Consider the following 18,664-nt stretch of genomic DNA (forward strand, 5'->3'; position numbering starts at 1 on the left):
ATTATACTTTTTTTAATTAGTGTTAAAAGTAAACCACTTAATAATCAAATTGCACAAAACGGCTATTAGCAACTGGTACTATTTGAACAAAGCATTGTTTTCTGATGGTTTAAAGTTTATTTTAAAATTATCATCTAGTCTAACTTTTTCTAACCAGTTCATTTCAAAATGACCAAAACCCCATTGAGGTTTATTCTTCATTTTTTGGGTAACAAAATCAAAGTTTAAAGGTAGAAATACTTCTGAATTCAAATTTTGATCGTTTGAATTAAAAGGTAAGAATATTTGAAGTCTATGAAACCCATAAGCCAATATAAATGTAAATTCAGGGGAGTTTACATCCTGTTTTCTTTTGGCAAGAAAAGCTAACGGTTTTAAAATTGGTGGTCTACCTTCATTGTGAATTAATAACAATGGTAGGTTATTATCATCAAATTTTTTATCAGGGACACTTAACCAATCAATTGCTTTTTCAAACTTCCAAATGTCATCGGAGCTCAACATTGATAAACCAAATTTTGTTAGTGCTTTATAAACATACAATGGGATAAATGACTGAGTACTAGCTTTTACAGTTAGAACACCATTTTCAAGGCTCATATTATTTGCATCAGTTTCAACTTTCGCAACAACTCTATTCTCACCGACAAACTGTGTTGTAATATTTTTGTCTTTAAACTTTGGAAAGTTTTTTTTGCCTTTTATAGGAATGAAGGTGTTTTTGATACCACTAAAAGCACTAAGATGTGTTTCATAAATACCAAATTTATTATTACATGCATCGCATTCATTGAAGCAAAAAGAGTCTTTGTTCCCCGTAAATTCAGGTATTAAATGTGCTCTTGATTTAAAAGTTGAATTTGGTGAATTACAATAACGACAAACACGAAATTCTTTTTCGGGAGTTGTATAGTTTAATATTGAAGTTTGAATTTCATAAGTCTCATAAAATTCAGCCTGTTCTACTATATAACTAATTTTCATACATTAATATTTGAAAGTGTTTTTTTATGTACTTGGTACTAACGTTCCTTGGTGTTTGGTAAGGATTTTATTCCTTTAATTTATTTTAGCACTTAGGTAAATTACAAAATGCTCATCCGATTATGCATTAACCTCGCTGTTTCATAAAACCACTGTTATAAATAGTTTTTAATCATTTGAAACTCTTTTCCATAATATTGCATTCAAATTAACTATTCTCTGCGGTATTCAAACTTTCATAATAATTTTTAAGGTTTTGAATCCTGTCTTGCAATGGTTTTGTTATAGATTCGTTAAGTAGTATTTCAAAAATATAAATGAGTTTTGAGTAGTATATATAAGTCATCAAACTTTCCAAATCTTTTTTGTATTCATCTTTAAGCTTACTATTATTATTAATTGATATAAAAATGTAGTGATAGTCAATTATCATGCTGGTTAATGTTAAGTAGATTCCCATATAACTATCTTGTAATCTTGGGTTTTTTGTTCCATTTTTTTCTTTTTCCTTTTTATCTCTGAAAAATTCTATCAAAAAAAGTTGAATAGCTTGTAATCCAACAAAGTTGTATTTTTTTGCATTTTTATCATCTAACTCATTGATATTAGTTATCAATTTGTTATTATGATAAGAAATATTAAAGTTGTTGAATTCATTGATAAACAGATTAAGACGTGTTCTGTAATTTCCAAAGATAAAATCTATGTGCTGGTCTTCTTGAGTTTTATTGAATTGCTTTTTTATTTCTTCATTTGCAATGATTTGCATATAAAAAGCAAGGAAAGTTAATAGAGCGGCACCGATTGCAATAATTGGATTAAGTATACCTCCCATAGCATCACCAAACACGCCAAAATTAGAGGGAAGTTTATCTATTGCAACTAATTGAAAAGTGATTGCAACTACTCCTAAAATTGTTATTCCTATACATAGTATAGTTGCAATTATAAATCGTTTTAATGAAGGTTCGTAATTATGAAGCATTTTGAATATCTATATTAGTTTTACTATTATTTTTTAAGAATTAATATAACTTGAAAAAGGTACAAAGTTGATATCAAAAATAAGAATAATCTTAAATAAACAATTACGGTTTCCCGTAAATAAAAAAAGGATACTAATCAGCATCCTTTTTTTATAATTCAACAATTTTAAAAAACTCCGAAAGTTTAATATTCCTCGCTTCACAAATTTTTATAATTGTCTCTAGACTAATTTTATAGTTCTCATCATTCTTAATGCTTCGAACAGTCTTTTCGTCAATCCCGTGATCTAAAGCAAAAGACCTTTGGGACTTAGCGTGGCTAATCCATTCATTTGCTATATAATCAACTATTTTACGATTAACCTCTATCATTGTATTGCAAATGAACTCTTAAATAGGAAAAATAATTCGGAGCGAAATCCGCATTTCAAAATATTTTCTTATATTTGTAATGAAATACATATTTTTGCGATTCTTCATATAGAAAACATTTGAAGCATTCGCTTTGAATCTCGTTATCAAAAACTGGTAATTTTTAACGCACGAGATGATAAGTTAAGATGCTCACGTCCTTGGCGTGGGCTCACTTATTCGTGCGTAGGGTATACCAGTGCCTTGATAGCGGATAAGCTGAGTTCCACGCTTTTTTTATGCACTAAACTCTCTTTTTTTCAAAGCAAAACTTCTTTTTCACAGGCTCGCAAAATCACAATAAAACTGGCTTGGTTTTCCTTGCCGTTATATGCCACTATGGCTTAGCTGCATTAAGCGAATAGTGGCATTGTTTTACAATGTTAAACTAAATGGTTGTGCCTATGGTGTAAACTTTCTTCAGAATAAAAAACCTCCTGTCCCAGTGTTGGCGCATCAGGCAGAAGGTCTTAGCCAATAAAACATTCGTTTCATTTAACCAATCCAATACTATGAAAAATTTTTCATTCAGTAGGCATAGGCTGGAACTATTTTGCCTTATTTTTTCTGCCTTGCCACTCACAATTCACGCACAATCCCAGCCGCATAAAGTAACCGGCACGGTGTCAGATAATACTGGTTTCTTACCGAGTGTAAGCATTACTATTAAAAATTCGCAAATTGCGACTATTTCAAACGGTAACGGTGTGTATACCATCGAGGCCAAACCTACAGATACTTTGGTATTTTCCTTCATCGGTTACAAAACCCAGTTTATTGCCGCAAACAATCAATCAAAAATCAATGTAACCCTTCAGGAAGATGCCACGCAATTACAGGAAGTAAAGGTAAACGCCGGCTACTATTCCGTTAAAGAAAAAGAACGCACAGGCAGTATTGCTAAAGTTTCCTCCAAAGACATCGAAAAACAACCGGTAACCAATGTACTGGCAGTTATGCAAGGTCGCCTGGCAGGGGTAGAGGTAACACAGGACAGCGGAGCTCCGGGCGGAACGTTCCAAATCAAAATCAGGGGGCAAAACAGTCTTAGGGCAGATGGTAACCAACCGTTGTATATTATCGACGGAGTACCATACTCGTCCGAAACCATAGGTTCCATCAATACCTCAGGGATGATGCCCACCATGACAAGTCCGCTAAACAGCATAAACCCTTCCGATATCGAAAGTATCGAAATACTCAAAGATGCCGATGCCACCGCTATCTACGGTTCAAGAGGGGCAAACGGGGTAGTACTCATGACCACAAAAAAAGGAAAGTCGGGTAAAACGGTTTTCAGTGTTAATGCATCAACAGGGGTAGCCTCCATCACTAAAAAGCTCGACCTAATGAACACGCAGGAGTATCTGGCAATGCGCGCCCAGGCTTTCGCAAACGACGGCATCACAACCTATCCCGATTATGCCTACGATAGCAACGGTACTTGGAGCCAAAATAGATACACAGACTGGCAGGAAGAGTTAATAGGAGGCACAGCCGAAATCAACAACTTGCAGGCTTCCGTATCCGGCGGTTCTAAAAACACGCAATATATGCTAAGCGGTAACACCCGCTCCGAAACCACGGTTTACCCCAAAGCTTTCAAATACAAGAAAAGCGCAGCACATTTCAGCATGAACCATGCAGCAGATGATAACCGCTTCAAATTAAACTTTTCAGCCAATTACACCGCGCAAAACAACAACCAACCGGCTACAGATTTAACGGCTGTTTCAAGAACATTGGCACCAAACGCTCCGGCTTTATACGATGCCAATGGAAACCTAAATTGGGAAAACAGCACTTGGGACAATCCGTTAGCTTTATTAGAATCCGAATTTCTTTCCAAAATCAAAGACTTCAATGCTAACACGGTGCTGTCCTACAATATTTTACCCAACCTACAACTCAAAACCAGTTTAGGCTATACCGATTTGCGCAGTAACGAAAGCAATACTCAACCTTCAACCATGTACAATCCTGCGTATGGTTTAGGCAGTGAAATTTCAGGAATCAGTAACAACATCACATCAAGAACGTCTTGGATAGCCGAACCGCAAATCAATTGGAACTGGAATCTCAGGAAAGCCAAAATTGAAACATTGATGGGTACTACTTTTCAAAGCCAAACCACCAATCGTTTGTTTCAGTCCGGCTTTGGTTTTTCCAGCAACAGCCTAATTCACGACTTAGCTTCAGCAAACTTAAAAACCATCGACCTTAGCGACGAAACGGTTTATAAATATCAGGCAGTTTTCGCACGAATCAACTACAATTACGATAGCCGTTATATCCTGAACGTTACAGGCAGACGTGATGGTTCAAGCCGTTTCGGTCCCGGCAAACAGTTCGCCAACTTCGGGGCGGTTGGTGCCGCTTGGGTTTTCTCAGAAGAAAAGTTTCTGCAAGGGAACAACATCTTAAGCTTCGGAAAACTTCGCACCAGTTACGGTACAACAGGCAACGACCAAATCGGCGATTACCAGTTTTTAGATACTTACGTGTCTTCCGGCAATACCTACAACGGTACAATCGGTTTACAACCTGTTCGATTATTCAATCCAGAGTTCGGCTGGGAAACCAATAAAAAGTTTGAAGTAGCATTAGAAACGGGCTTCTTTCAGGATCGTATTTTCCTAACCTCTGCTTACTATAACAACCGCTCCACAAATCAATTGGTAGGCATTCCTCTTCCGGGTACTACAGGTTTTCAAACCCTTCAAGGTAACCTCGATGCTACGGTGCAAAACACAGGTTTAGAGTTTACACTCTCCTCTAAAAACATTGTGGGGAACAATTTCTCTTGGACAACCAATTTCAATATTTCGTTCAACAGAAACAAGTTACTGTCATATCCGGACTTGGAAACCTCATCTTATGCAAATACTTATGTAGTAGGGCAATCGGTCAACATTGTAAAATTGTACCATTACACAGGTTTTAATCCAGTAACAAACCTATACGAGTTTGAAGATGTAAATAACGACGGTCAGATTACTTCATTGGCAGACAGGCAAACCATCGCCAATCTAAGTCCTAAATATTTTGGAGGGGTACAAAACAATTTCCGTTACAAAAACCTGCAATTAGATTTCTTGTTTCATTTTGTTAAACAAGAGAGTTTCGGGTACATGCCGGGCGTTCCCGGTACTGCGGTAAACCAACTTTCAGAGGTAAGTGGCCAACAATTACCGTATACATCGGGAGCAAACGGAGCCGTCATTTCAGCCTATTACCGTTATGGTCTAAGCGATGCCGCGTTACAAGACGCTTCATTTGTAAGGCTTAAAAACGTTTCCCTAACGTATGATATTCCTTTAAAGGCGAAGAGTTTAAAATGTCAGTTGTATTTCCTGGGACAAAACCTGCTTACCTTCACGCCCTACAACAGTGGCGATCCCGAGTTTAAATTCTCAGGCTATCTGCCGCCATTAAAGGTATTCACCACCGGGGTAAAACTAACCTTATAACCAAACACTGCACAAATGAAAAAGCTATTTATAGTATCCGCATCGCTAACCCTGTTAGCCCTAACAACAGCTTGCGAGAATTTTGTCGAAGTCGAAACTCCTAAATCCCAACTCACAGGCTCCGAGGTTTTCGAGGACCACAACACCGCAAACGCTGCCGTCATAGACCTTTTTGCTAAAGTACGCGACAATGGTTTAATCACTGGTTCATCACTAGGTACTTCCGTAAATCTTGCTTTATATGCAGACGAGTTAATCTACTACGGAACAGCCGACGAGAACGTTTCTCATATTTTCAACAACAGTCTTATGGCTACCAATCCAACAGCGCGTCAGTACTGGAACGACAGCTACCATCAAATCTATTGTGCCAATGCTATTATCGAAGGTTGTCAGCAAGCACTAAACCTGCAAGAACCCTATAAAACTCAGTTTACGGGAGAAGCATACTTTATCAGGGCTTTACTGCATTTCTATCTGGTAAATCTTTATAACGATGTTCCGTATATCACCACTACAGATTATCAGCAAAACCGCTTTGCTACCCGTATGTCCAAAACGCAGGTATACGAACAAGTGGTTACAGATTTACTTCAGGCAATAGAAATGTTACCGGAAAATTACCAAACGCCAGACCGTGTCCGTCCCAACAAAGCCACAGTTAAAGCATTATTGGCAAGAGTGTTTCTTTATCAGGAAAATTGGCTGCTGGCAGAAACAATGGCAACTGAAGTAATTACTTCTCCGCACTATGTTTGGGAAACAGATTTAGATAAAATATTTTTAAAGGAAAGCACCACTACCATTTGGCAGTTTTCGCCCAAGCTGGCTGGTAATAATGCAGACGAAGCCTCGGTTTTCATTTTCACAAGTGGTCCACCGCCTTTCGTAGGCTTAAACCCCGATTTGGTTGCAGCTTTCCAGTCCGAAGACCTTCGCAAATCCCATTGGATTAACACTATCACAGACGGATCAAATACTTGGTATCACGCTTATAAGTACAAGCAAAATACTAACACCGGAACCTCTTTAGAATATTCGGTAATCTTCCGTCTGGTAGAACAATATTTAATTAGGGCAGAAGCAAGGTTAAAGCAAGGTAACGAGTTGGGAGCAAAATCAGATCTAAACCTAATCCGAAACACGGCTGGTTTGGGTGATACTCCCGCAACAACCGAAGCAGCTTTATTCGATGATATTATGTTACAACGCCGTTTAGAATTCTTTACCGAATACGGCCACCGTTTTTTTGACCTGAAACGCACAGGACGTTTAAACACAGAATTAAGTCCAAACAAACCCGGTTGGAATACTACAGATTCCCATTGGCCAATTCCCGAAACCGAATTACTGGCAAACCCCAACATGACACAAAATCCCGGATACTAATGAAAAAAACATATTTACAAGTTGTTTACGGCGTATTGGCTGTATTCATATTTGGGTTTGTTTCCTGCCCTGTAATGGGGCAGGTAGCAACCAAAATCCCGCTTACCGAAAAAGACTATCACTTATGGGGCACGTTACAAACCCGATCTATTTCAGATAACGGCCAATGGGTAAGTTATACTATGTCCTACCCATCAGGTGCCGATACCCTTTTTGTCTCAAACACCCAAATCGAGAAAAAGTATACACTGCCCAAAGCCATAGACAGCAGGTTCATACAGGATAACATTTTTGCATACCGCAAAAACAACAACTTGATACTGCTAGACCTTTCAAAAGGAATGGAAACTATCATTACTAATGTTTCCAATTACGAGATAACCGCAAACGGAAATTATCTCATTACTGAAGAACCAACACCAACTGGAAGTAAAACGCTTGGCATTAGAAATATTCAAGGCAAACTATTGCAAGCCATCGATGAGGTAGGGCAGTATACTTGGAATAATGCCAAGACAAAAATCCTGTTCACAACAACAGGTTCAATGCCTTCGGTTACTATAATCAGTCTTGTCACAAAACCTCAGATTAAATTGATTTATAAAAATACAAATACAGTTTACAGTGCTTTAACTTGGCAGGAAAATGGGGAAGATGTGGTCTTGTATCAAACAAGTACTAAAAGCGATAAACAATCTGAAGTGGTGTATTTCAACAGTAAAGAAAACAAGTGCTACCGCTTAAATGAAACAGGTTCAGGTTTTCCAAAAGACTTTAGAATAGAGACCAATTCTAACATTGCATTAAAACTTTCAACCGATGGGAGTAAAGTGTTTTTCGGAATACAAAGCACACTCGAAAAACCTGATAAAGAAAACTTTGAGGGGGTAGAAGTGTGGAATGCGAATGATAAGATATTATATCCTGAAAGAAAATTGCGGGCTTCTGTAGGTAATCCACAATTGTTGGCAGTATGGTGGACTAAAACCGGAAAGGTGAAAATAATTACCTCAGAAGAAGAATCATGGGTAATGTTAACCGGAAATCAACAATACGCCATAACTGCCAATCCAATGCAGTACGAACCCGAATACAAACTCTTTGCAGACAGAGATTTTTACCTTACCGAGCTGGCCACCGGAAATAAAATAAAACTTTTGGAAAAACAATCAGGCCAAGAGGAAATGATTAGAGTTTCTCCTGATGGTAAATATATTACTTACTTCAAACAAGGAAATTGGTGGTGCTATGATACTCTAAAAAGAACCCACACTAATCTAACAAAGGAATTGAATGCAGATTGGGACAACAGTAAAACAGATCCGGGAGCACAATTAAATGTTTGGGGTTTGGCAGGATGGACACAGGATAATCAAGCGGTTTTACTTTACGACTATTATGATATTTGGTGTATTGCAATAGATGGTAAAAAAAGAGAAAGACTTACCCAAGGTAAGAAAAATAATACCCGCTTCAGGTTCCAAAAAAAACAGGTTGTAGGACAGGGAAATTATTCAGGTTTGGTTGATAATAATATAGATATTACAAAAAGTATTATCCTCACAGCATTTAATCATCATAATGGCAATTCGGGCTACTATAGACTAAACCCCGATAAAAGACTTACAGAATTGGTTATGGACGAATCATTGTCCAGTCGTATTATTGAATCCAAAAGAAGTGAAGCGTTTGTATACGAAAAACAAAAGTTTGATAATCCACCAACAATCATATTCAGAAAAAATGCAAATGCAAAAGACAAAGAACTGTTTGTAAGTAATCCACAACATTTTCGTTACCAGTGGGGTAAGTCAGAAATGATACACTTCAAAGCGCCCTCAGGAAATCAACTAAACGGAGCATTGTTTTATCCGGCAAATTACAAGCCGGGTCAAAAATACCCTATGATAGTCTGGATTTACGACACAGTTTCACGGGAATTAAACCAATATGTAAACCCAACACTCAGCAACCCCATTGGTTTAAACATTACAAATCTTACTGCTAATGGATATTTTGTTTTATTACCGGATATCGAATTTCAAAAAGGAAGCCCGGGAAAATCCGCTTTAGATTGTGTAACTACGGCGGTTAATAAAGTAATAGACATGGGATGCACGGAAAAGGGAAAAATTGGATTAAAAGGGCAATCCTTCGGGGCTTATGAAACCAACTACATTATATCCCAAACCAATTTGTTTTCCGCAGCTGTTAGCGGTTCGGGAGTTTCCGATGTTGCAAGACATTATTTCACACTTAATAAAGATGATAATAAAATAGACGCTTGGCGTTATGAAAGCCAGCAATACCGTATGGGAAAATCATTTTTTGATGATCCGCAAGACTATCTCGATAATTCACCATTAATGCAGGCAGCTGGGATAAACACCCCTTTATTAACGTGGGCTGGTTTAGAGGACGAAAACGTGCTACCGGAACAAGCCTTAACTTTATATATTGCCTTACGAAGATTAAATAAAAAACACATTATGCTCCGTTATCCTAGTGATGGGCATATTTTTGTTAATGGAAAAAATCAGACAGATTTAACCAATCGCATACAAGAATGGTTCGACCATTTTCTGAAGAAAGAACCAGCATCAAATTGGATTCAAAAAGGAACAGAATAAATGTGAAAGTGCCTCCGTTGTTTTATGGAGGCACTTTGTTTTTCTGTATTAGTGAATTACTTTATACAGGTTCAAACTGCATTGGTTAGCTGCGTTTTTTAGCCAAACGCGTCTCGGAGTTGCCTCGCTCGACATACAAAACTGTCCGGTGTTTACGGGAGTACAATCAATGGTAACTTCCAAACAGTTTGATGGAGAAGGATTTTGAATGAATCCTGTAATTAGAACAGGTTTTTCAGCTTCCTTAACTTTTGCGTCATTAGTACTGATAGCACCTGCGCTGGCCATTGTGAATGCCAATACTGGCAAAATCACTTTTGCAATTGTTTTCATAATAATAAAATTTAGATATGGTTTTTTGATCTACTCTTTTCTACAGGTTTTCGATCTCAGTCCTGCTACCGGCCGGTATATTTTTAAGTCTTTTTACGGATAAGATTTCTATTCAGATGGTATCGGTGCAAGTTGGAACCAATAATGGCATATAGATTATCCCCAATAACATACATCGATTGTAGCCTTTCTTTTCCCACATGATAGATGTAAATGCTCGATAAATAAGAATTGTTCCGTGTGTCATAAATGTCCACGATAGAAGCTTGCTGCCACATTTCTTTAGCTTCATAGCGACCAGCAATTTTAGAATTCACAAACAACAAACCGTTTGAAAAAACAGTCAGTTGATTTACTGTAAGAGGTGGTGAAGCCATTTTTCGTTGTTTGGTTTCCTTTATGTAGGCAGTTTTAAAATTTGCATGACTAATAGTATCAATGGTCTTACCACGATAATCAAGTTTTAAACTAGGGTCAGATACAATAAACTGATTTCGGTAATAATAAGTGTATATAAATTTTTTGGTTAAGTTGTCAAATGTCATAGTCCCGTCAGTATCAAAAAAACCGTCAACTTGTTTTTCTAAAAGTTTAGGAGCATAAGTAACTTTTAAGGAATCTTCAAGTTGAAACGTTCCCAATACATTGTAGCCATTGTTTACATTCTGAGCGCGAAAAACAATAGTTGTAGGCGTGGTAACTTCCGCTTTCGAGAAATAATAGCCATTCGGCTTCATTAGGATTTTTCCTTTCCAGTCAGACAGCAATCCACGATAGATAATAGGAACAGTACCATCCATCAAATAAAAATAAGGAGGGAACACTTTCACTTGAACAGTGCGAAAAGGGAAATCTTCTCGTTCCAGCTCAATTTTAATTCGCTTTTTGGTTTTAAGTGTAGTATCAAAAGCTGTAAGGTGCAAAGGAGCTAAATGATCGGCTAAGTAAACAGTCCCATTATCAGAACCTGCTATGTATTGCGAGTTATTAATCAATTTTGCTTCATTAGACTTTAATGCTGAACCTTGAATAAACCTGCGGATAAAGGGATTTTCCTGATGTAATGTCCTCTCCGAAGCTATATAAAGCCCAATCATAGTTACAATGCAAGCGGGAAAAACAACAAAGAGTTGAAGTATTGTTTTGCGGATATTTGGTGTAATAAGAAATAAACCAATCAAAGCCAAAACCACAAAAACTATATTAAAAACAAGATGTTCCTTCCATCTAAGCGATTCCAAAATGCCACCACAGGAACACGGTACAAAGTAGGAGTAATTCAAAATGATAATGATATAAGCAGTAAAAAGAACCATCAGCCCAAAAGCAGATAATAAACCAACGTATCGGGTTTTAGAAAAACAAAGAAGTAATGCAATAACAAGCTCAGTCCCTAGAACGCTGTAAGACACAAACCCTGTAAAAGCACTCAAAAGAGGTGATTGTCCAAGTTGTGCCTGAAAATTGTCAAATTCAAGTAGCTTACTTAAAGCCGCATAAACAAACAAAACAACATACAGTAAACAAATACTCTCAATCAAAATAGTTCTAAAAGTTGCATTCAGTTTCATAACATTAACTCGTTTAGTTCAACGATGTAAAATTCTGAAATACAATCAATAAAGACTTTTCAATTCGGGACAACAACTTATCCAAAAGGGAGAAATCACATTACGCAAATTCAGAAGATTTTGAAATAGAAAACATGTTATAAACAAATAACGTCTTTGTCAAGCCTCGACCTAAGGACACGCAGCCGTTAAGAAAAATTAATGCAACTCCGTTAAGAATTATCTGCTGTTTGAGCGCCAGCGAGTTCAGATAATTTAGGAGTTGCTTTAATTTTTTAGGCGTAGTGTCCCAGTCTTGACTTTTTGTTTCTTTTGTGTCAAGACAAAAGAAAAATAACAAATCATTTTCTATTACAAGAACTAGGCGCAACCCCATACTGCTTCTTAAAAGCCTTAGAAAAACTAGGATAAGAATTAAACCCATACATATAAGCAATCTGTTTAAGCGGAATAGTGGTCTCACGAATAAGTAAATAACAACGCTTCAACCGCTCGTCATTATAGAACTGATAGATACTGGTATTAAAAAAATGTCGAAATCCTTCCTTCAATTTATATTCGTTAGTTCCGAACATTCGAGACAATTCTTTAAGTGTGGGTAAAGGGGCTTCCAAATGCGCAAGGATATAATCGTAAACCTGTTGCATGAGTTTAGCCTCTGTTCTTCGGGTTTTAGGTAAACGTTTGGAGTGATAGTCTTCGTTAAAGGGTAAATCTATTTCCGGATGATTTACAATAGAATGAATTATAAAACCATTGTTTTCTTGAAGCCTCTCAATTGAGCTAAACAATGTTGCAATTTCATTCCCGGCAGAGCTTTTATAAGTTAGGGTTAAGAGTGAACTGTCTTCATTAGATAGAATTGATTTTTTAAGATTTACAAGATTTGCTTTGCAATCTTCGGTTAATAAGTCTTGAAAGGATAAATGCTGTATTTCTTTAGTTGCATAGCCTAAGATTCTCATACATGTAAAAGACATTTCACGAATAGTAAAATCACTCTCAGTAATAAAACTTATCGAAACAGGAGCATTTTGCAAATGATGTAAATTAAGATAGCCTTTAGGGAATAAGCTTTCTTTCATTTCTTCAGCAAGCATATTAACCAATATAACAACAGATTCCAATTCATCATCTTGAGTAGTTCTGGGAATCCGCTCGTCAAAATTTCCCGAAGCCATTTCAAGTAACATTTGCCGAATACTTTGTATTCGTTGTCGGTTGATTTCTCGTTCCATATTCTAAGGGGTTATTTATAGTATTCCAGAAAAGCTAAAGCACTTTGCTTGTCATTAAAATAAGAAGTTGGAACTATGGGTTTGTTAACTTTCAGATAAAAAGAACTCATAGTCTGAGAAATGCCCTGATTACTAAGAATGGCAACCGCCTTTGTAAGTACTGAGCCGGTTTGAGCCAGATAATCTCGCCCGGCTTTATCAGATTCAATAATTCCTCTAATGTCACATAAAACAGGATAAGCTATTTCATTCTGAAATCGGATTCGGTCGGTCACGACTTTTCGTGCCACAGTTAAGGTAACAGTAGTGTTTGGTTTGTATTCAAAATAGAGAATACCATGCTCAATCCAGAATTTGGCATAGGTATTCTCGTAAAAATCATGAGCTGCATTCATGAGGTACGAGATATATGAACATCAAAATTAGAAATAAAAAACTTACAAATAATGATTTTGAATGTAGGAAAAGCAAATTGCTTATCCATTTGGGAATAAGTGTTGTCAAAAAGGGATAAAATGCGATATCCACAGAGCTTACAATAAATTTTATGGTCAATTTTGACAGCTTAATGAATAAATAACACACACCTAAAAATGGAAAAGAATGGCAAAAATCAAACACAATAATTTTATCGATACGGTCGATGGGATTATTTCAAGAGCGAAACAAGAACAGGTTTTGCACTTGTATGCGGAAGATAGTTTTCTAAACGGAAGGACAATACAAATTAAGGGAAAAAGCATGTGCCATTTTGGTACAACAGGATATTTAGGGTTAGAGCAAGACGGTCGTATTAAACAAGCTACTATAGAGGCAATTCAAAGATACGGGACACAGTTCCCACTTTCAAAAACATACATTTCAAACCCGCTTTATAAAGAGTTGGAATCAAAAATTGAAAGTATGTATGGGATTCCGCCTGTAATAACTAAAAACAGTACTTTAGGTCACATGGCTGTCATACCTACAATTGTTGGTGACAATGATGGTGTTATGTTGGATCATCAGGTACATTGGAGTGTCCAAAATGCTTGTATGCAGTTAAAGTTGAGAGGTATTTCAGTAGAAATGGTGCGTCACAATAATTTGGAAATGCTGGAAAGCAAAATAAAAGAGCTTAAGGGTAAATGTCATAAAATTTGGTACATGGCAGATGGGGTATACTCTATGTTTGGAGATTATGCACCAATTAAGGAATTAATGGAACTATCCAGTAAGTATCCTCAATTGAATCTTTATTTCGACGATGTTCATGGAATGAGTTGGAAAGGAAAAAACGGAGTTGGTTATGTATTCGATTTTTTTAATGAATTACCGGAAAATGTTTTTGTCTTTGCAACTCTGAGTAAAACCTTTGGAGCAAGTGGAGCAATGCTTATTACTTCAAACAATAGGTTTAGAGAGAAGATTAAGAATTTTGGAGGTCCTTTAACTTTTTCAGCGCAACTTGAACCGGCATCATTGGCTGCTGCAATAGCTTCCGCAACTATTCATCTATCACCCGAAATAAAGTACTTACAACATGAATTGTCTGAAAAAGTAAATTATTTTAATTCATTGTTAAGTGAAACAACACTTCCTTTAATTATTCAAAATGATACCCCGGTATTTTTCATTGGTACAGGCATTCCGGTAACTGCATATAACCTTACCAGCAGGATTTTCAAAGAAGGATTTTTTGTGAATCCAGGCTTATATCCCGCAGTTCCTGTTAAAAATACTGGGATAAGAATGACAATATCAAGGCACAACCAGAATGAAGATATTAAAGGTTTGGTGCAAGCTTTACAATTCCATTTTCCAAAAGCATTGGAAGAAACAGGTAACAGTTTAGGGAAAATTAAAAGAAGTTTTGGGTTAGAGCAATTATCGGATTTTAAAGTTCAAAAAATTGAAAATAGTAAACTGTTTAATTTACAATTTGAAACTTCAATTCACAGTATAGATAAAAGCCTTTGGAATAGTTTATTAGGAGGTAAAGGTGCTTTTGACTGGGAAGGGCTCAGTTATCTGGAAGAAGCATTTAAAAATAACCCTCTTGAGCAAGACAATTGGCAATTTTACTACTGGGTTATAAAAGACAACAATAATGTTCCATTGTTGGTAACCTTTAGCACTTATGGTATCTGGAAAGATGATATGTTGTTGCCGGAATCTGTTTCAATGCAATTGGAGGAAAAGAGAAAATCAACTCCGTTATATCATACTTCTAAGGTTTTGAGTATGGGATCACTTTTTACTGAAGGCACTCATTGTTATGTTAATGAGCAACATGCTTTAAGTAAAGAAGCTATTCGATTATTACTCTCGCAGTTAGATGAATTGTACCACGATTTAGATGCAGATATGTTGATATTGAGAGATTTTGATAAGAATAACAAGTGGGACGAAATAGTACATCAACAAGGTTTTGTGAAAATAGATATGCCTGAAGCTTGTGCAATAAATAATCCAGATTGGTTAACCACGAAAGATTTTCTCAAGAGGTTGTCACCACGTTCAAGAAAACATTTTAATAAAGAAATACTTCCTTTTGAATCGTATTACAATGTTCAAATTAAAAAGGATTTGTCAAAAAGTGAATTAGAAAAAGCCTATCAGCTATATAAGAATGTTAAGAATAACAATTTGGCGATTAATACATTCACTTATCCAATACGGGTCTTTCAGGAAATGATAAAACACAATTCATGGGAATTTATTCTGTTATACTCAAAAACTAAAGAAGCTGAGGAAGAGGAAATTGTAGGAGTGGTTTTTGCTTATGAAAATTCCGAAAAAGTATACATTCCTGTTCTTATTGGTATGAATTATAATTATGTCCAAGAGTTTAATCTGTATCGTCAATTGCTATACCAAATTACTAAGCGTGCTAACCATTTAGGTGTAGGAAAAATCAATCTTGGATTTTCTGCTACATTTGAAAAAAGAAAATTGGGAGCAATAATAAAGCCCAAGATTGCATATGTACAAACCAAAGAGAATTTTGCTCAGGAAGCAATAAGTACAATCCTGAACGAAATAAAGTAAAGCCTGAAAATTATTAATATAAGCCTATAAAAAATGAAAACAATCAAAACCCAAATCAACGATTTTAACCAAAAATGCAATGTAATTCTGGAATCTGGAGAAAATTATTTAAAGAAAGCTAATGAAGGAATTCAATTGTGCAACAAAGCACTTTCTCTTTTAAAGGATAAAGTGGAACAGCATGATTTTGAAAATGTTCCGGAGGAGATAGACTTTTTTAAAAATTATAAACCGGTACCCATGAGTTACCTTATTTATTTTACGGAAGTGAGGTCTTGTGAGCTACGAATGCCAAAGGCAGGAACCTCCTATAAAATTGAGTTCTTGCAGAAAGAACTTAAAAAAATAAACAAGTTCTTTTATAAAAATGCAGATTTTGTGCATTACATGGAGCAAGGATATAGTTATCTCGACCATCAGTTTTTTACTCGCAATCAAAGGGATAATTTTCCGTTTACCCCAATGACGGATTATTATCAGTTTCCTGAGTTTTCAACTGCTCAGGATATGTTGTGGGCTAAGGTAAAAGCGATGTACCGTTATATTCACCATATTCGTGAAGCACTCAAAAAATTGGAAGTAAGCAACACGGAAATTTTCGAAGAGAAAAAGCACAAAGTTTTGGTTTGGACAGCTCCAAAAACAGCATTAATAGAACTAATCTACGCATTATATTCTAATGGAGCCTTAAATAATGGTTCTGCAGATATCAACCGTATAACTTCATCCTTCGAAGATTTTTTCAACGTCAAATTAGACAATGTTTACAAAACCTATAATGAAATCAAGGAACGCAAAAGTAGCAAAACCAAATTCCTTGAAGAGTTAATGCTAAACCTCCACCAAAAAATCCATAAAGAAGAATGTGTTTAGCATTTCGAAAATTCTCGTAACTACGAAATAAGAAATAAGAAATAAGAAATAAGAAATAAGAAGAACATCTTATAATGCTTGGTGAAAATAAACTTTAATCAAAGTCCACTCGACCTTAGAACACGTAGCCGTTAAGAAAAATTAAAGCAACTCCGTTAAGAATTATCCGCTGTTTGAGCATAGCGAGTTCGGATAATTTAGGAGTTGCTTTAATTTTTTAGGCGTAGTGTTCCAGTCTTGACTTTTGGTACTTTGTGTCAAGACAAAGTACAAGAAAAACACCAAAACTGTTAAACTTTCTCGTAACTCCGAACCCCACTGGGATAAAATAAACCTCACCTTCCACACCTTTGTCCCGTTCGAACAAAAAGTAAAAGTTTAATAATCAAAAATCATGAATTACATAAAACATTTAACAGCCTATTTCAATAGGGTGTCGGAAGATCCTACACTCAATGCAACTCATATCAGCCTTTATATGGCACTTTTTCAATTTTGGAATCTTAACCGATTTCAAAATCCCTTAAATATAATTAGGGATGAAGTAATGCAAATCAGTAAAATTGGTTCTAAAAGTACTTATCACAAGTGTATGCAAGAGTTGCACAATAAAGAGTACTTAATTTATCAGCCTTCCTATAGTCCTTTAAAAGGGAGTAGTGTGCAAATGATTCAATTGGATCATTGTATTTCAATAAATAAAGAGACGAAGGAAGGTACAATTTCGGGACAGCTTCTGGATAGCTTGCAAACAGGTAATGAAACAGGAACAGGACAAGTATTGGTATCATATATAAACAATACAAACAATAAAAATTTAAAACAGTTTAAAAAGAATTCAATTCAAGAAAATAGCTGCAATCATTTAAACACCATTCCAGTAAAAAGCTATGAAGAACCATTTTGATATCAGTGACACATTCACAATTGAAAACAACGTGAAAGTATATCAAATGCAGCGTTGTTTTAAGTATCTGGAAAAGCAGGGTAAAAAAACGTACGGTCAATCGTTTGCAATACATGAGCAAGACAGGTCTGTAATTTTAAAATTGTTAGTATATGCAATTAGAGATAAGGAAAGTGCGCTTAAATTAGGGATTGATCTTAATAAAGGAATTGCTTTGACGGGGCCAGTAGGTTGTGGCAAAACATCTTTAATGCATTTGATAAAACCCTTTATTTATGCAAAGCACGATTATAAGATAAAAACAACTCGTGAGGTAGCTTTTGAATTTGCTAAAAACGGTTACGATGCTTTGTCTCAATATAGTAGTAAGCTTAATAATTTAAACCGTCTTTCTGGATTTTGTTTTGACGATCTGGGTTCAGAAAAACAGATAAAGCATTTTGGAAGTGAATGCAATGTTATGGCGGAAATTCTTTTAAGTCGTTACGATAAGTTTGTCGAAAATAATGCGGTAACACATATTACAACTAATTTATCAGCATCCGAGATCGAGAAAATATATGGAAATCGGTTACGTTCAAGGATGCGTGAAATGTTTAACCTGATTGCTTTTGACAGTTCATCTCTAGATAAAAGAACTTGATACTTTGTTATCAGCAAAGGATATAATTATGGAAAAGCCCAAACTTAATTGTTTGGGCTTTTTTGAACAAACATTCTTATTTTTTCCGTTTACCAATTAGGTACTTTAAAGTGATTGAAACTAAAAAGCTTACAAAAGCGCCTAAAACAGCTAAAATAATTGTTTTAACTATATCAGCAGATGTGATTACAGGACTGAT

14 protein-coding genes are annotated in these 18,664 nt (G+C 35.9%); 7 read left to right on the forward strand and 7 right to left on the reverse strand.

The annotated features are described in order from the left end of the window. Window positions 1-78: 78 nt before the first annotated feature. The 3 genes from LZZ90_RS09945 to LZZ90_RS09955 all read right to left on the reverse strand — a co-directional run bounded on the left by LZZ90_RS09945 (window position 79) and on the right by LZZ90_RS09955 (window position 2,342). Window positions 79-984, reverse strand: a complete 906-nt coding sequence (locus LZZ90_RS09945; protein WP_237790543.1) for a hypothetical protein — start codon at window positions 982-984, stop codon at window positions 79-81. A gap of 208 nt (window positions 985-1,192) precedes the next feature. Next, the gene (locus LZZ90_RS09950; protein WP_237790544.1) at window positions 1,193-1,969 is read right to left on the reverse strand and encodes a hypothetical protein; all 777 of its coding nucleotides are present in this window, start codon (window positions 1,967-1,969) and stop codon (window positions 1,193-1,195) included. A 151-nt stretch (window positions 1,970-2,120) separates the two neighbouring features. Further along, window positions 2,121-2,342, reverse strand: coding sequence for a helix-turn-helix transcriptional regulator (locus tag LZZ90_RS09955; protein ID WP_237790545.1), 222 nt, complete (start codon window positions 2,340-2,342; stop codon window positions 2,121-2,123). Window positions 2,343-2,893: 551 nt separating this feature from the next. Here LZZ90_RS09955 and LZZ90_RS09960 point away from each other — a divergent pair. The 3 genes from LZZ90_RS09960 to LZZ90_RS09970 are packed head-to-tail and all read left to right on the forward strand — an operon-like array spanning window position 2,894 to window position 9,870. Beyond that, complete coding sequence (locus LZZ90_RS09960) at window positions 2,894-5,851, forward strand: SusC/RagA family TonB-linked outer membrane protein (protein WP_237790546.1); 2,958 nt, start codon at window positions 2,894-2,896, stop codon at window positions 5,849-5,851. A gap of 15 nt (window positions 5,852-5,866) precedes the next feature. Beyond that, on the forward strand, window positions 5,867-7,240 hold the full coding sequence (locus tag LZZ90_RS09965) for a RagB/SusD family nutrient uptake outer membrane protein (RefSeq protein WP_237790547.1): 1,374 nt from the start codon (window positions 5,867-5,869) through the stop codon (window positions 7,238-7,240). Further along, complete coding sequence (locus LZZ90_RS09970; RefSeq protein ID WP_237790548.1) at window positions 7,240-9,870, forward strand: prolyl oligopeptidase family serine peptidase; 2,631 nt, start codon at window positions 7,240-7,242, stop codon at window positions 9,868-9,870. Before LZZ90_RS09965 ends, LZZ90_RS09970 begins: the two co-directional genes overlap by 1 nt. Before the next feature lie 48 nt (window positions 9,871-9,918). Here LZZ90_RS09970 and LZZ90_RS09975 read toward each other — a convergent pair whose 3' ends face one another. The 4 genes from LZZ90_RS09975 to LZZ90_RS09990 form a co-directional block, all read right to left on the reverse strand. Further along, complete coding sequence (locus LZZ90_RS09975) at window positions 9,919-10,203, reverse strand: DUF6520 family protein (RefSeq protein WP_237790549.1); 285 nt, start codon at window positions 10,201-10,203, stop codon at window positions 9,919-9,921. Window positions 10,204-10,286: 83 nt separating this feature from the next. After that, on the reverse strand, window positions 10,287-11,774 hold the full coding sequence (locus LZZ90_RS09980; protein ID WP_237790550.1) for a MauE/DoxX family redox-associated membrane protein: 1,488 nt from the start codon (window positions 11,772-11,774) through the stop codon (window positions 10,287-10,289). 341 nt (window positions 11,775-12,115) lie between these two features. After that, window positions 12,116-12,967, reverse strand: coding sequence for an AraC family transcriptional regulator (locus LZZ90_RS09985; RefSeq protein WP_237790551.1), 852 nt, complete (start codon window positions 12,965-12,967; stop codon window positions 12,116-12,118). Between the two features lie 56 nt (window positions 12,968-13,023). After that, window positions 13,024-13,407, reverse strand: a complete 384-nt coding sequence (locus LZZ90_RS09990; RefSeq protein WP_237790552.1) for a hypothetical protein — start codon at window positions 13,405-13,407, stop codon at window positions 13,024-13,026. A gap of 208 nt (window positions 13,408-13,615) precedes the next feature. On the opposite strand from LZZ90_RS09990, the gene LZZ90_RS09995 reads away from it, so the two are divergent. The 4 genes from LZZ90_RS09995 (at window position 13,616) to LZZ90_RS10010 (ending at window position 18,465) form a co-directional block, all read left to right on the forward strand. Next, the gene (locus tag LZZ90_RS09995; protein WP_237790553.1) at window positions 13,616-16,042 is read left to right on the forward strand and encodes an aminotransferase class I/II-fold pyridoxal phosphate-dependent enzyme; all 2,427 of its coding nucleotides are present in this window, start codon (window positions 13,616-13,618) and stop codon (window positions 16,040-16,042) included. A 33-nt stretch (window positions 16,043-16,075) separates the two neighbouring features. Beyond that, window positions 16,076-16,915 (forward strand): RteC domain-containing protein, encoded by an 840-nt coding sequence (locus LZZ90_RS10000; protein ID WP_237790554.1) that lies wholly within the window; start codon window positions 16,076-16,078, stop codon window positions 16,913-16,915. Window positions 16,916-17,309: 394 nt separating this feature from the next. Next, window positions 17,310-17,822: a hypothetical protein gene (locus LZZ90_RS10005; RefSeq protein ID WP_237790555.1), complete on the forward strand. Its 513-nt coding sequence runs from the start codon at window positions 17,310-17,312 to the stop codon at window positions 17,820-17,822. Then, window positions 17,806-18,465, forward strand: coding sequence for an ATPase (locus tag LZZ90_RS10010; RefSeq protein WP_237790556.1), 660 nt, complete (start codon window positions 17,806-17,808; stop codon window positions 18,463-18,465). Before LZZ90_RS10005 ends, LZZ90_RS10010 begins: the two co-directional genes overlap by 17 nt. Window positions 18,466-18,664: the final 199 nt, after the last annotated feature.

The organism is Flavobacterium sp. SM15 (genome assembly GCF_022012335.1).
In the GTDB taxonomy this organism is placed as follows: Bacteria; Bacteroidota; Bacteroidia; order Flavobacteriales; family Flavobacteriaceae; genus Flavobacterium.